1 protein-coding gene is annotated in these 534 nt (G+C 63.9%); it reads right to left on the bottom strand.

Annotation, left to right across the window (positions count from 1 at the left end; genetic code table 11):
- Positions 1–534, bottom strand: a 534-nt coding sequence (locus JWG43_RS20675) for a beta-propeller domain-containing protein (RefSeq protein ID WP_205244288.1), incomplete at both ends; no start/stop codon positions are given.

Genomic DNA, 534 nt, shown 5'->3' with positions numbered 1-534 from the left:
GCGCCACATAGGTGATCTCGTCCGGCTGCGACAACGAGAAGCGCGGCGACATGATCACCTCGTCGCCCTGCGTCAGATAGGTCGGGTTGAACCCGTCCTGATCGGCGATGGTCAGACGGTTGATCCGGTTCAGCTGCGTGCCTTCCTCGGACACGAAGATCACGCGAGAGTCGAAGAAGCCGGCCTCGCCGGTCATGCGCTGATAGATGATGTCGGAAATCTTGTGCGCGATCCGGCGCCATTGCTCCTGGGTCGCGGTGAACTGATAGCTGACCAGCTGGCACTGGCGGTAGGGATCATACAGCCGGAAGCCGACGTCCAGCCGCTGGTCGCCGCGCAGCGTCACCCCGCCATACAGCACCGCCTGCGCGCCGATCTGGGTCCACTGAGGGAAGTTCGGCGCATTGGCGAGCGTCAGGCCGGTCTCGATGAAGCTGGACGGGTTCAGCGGCTCGAAGAAGCCCGACCGCTTCAGATTGGCGCTGACGACATTGGAGATGTCCGACCCATGCGTCCCGGCGAACGGCACGACCG

Origin of the sequence: Desulfobulbus alkaliphilus, from assembly GCF_016918545.1 — a bacterium.
Classification (GTDB): domain Bacteria; phylum Desulfobacterota; class Desulfobulbia; order Desulfobulbales; family Desulfobulbaceae; genus Desulfobulbus; species Desulfobulbus alkaliphilus.
The sequence above is the reverse complement of the archived record's forward strand: the minus strand, read 5'-3'. Positions and strand labels throughout refer to the sequence as shown.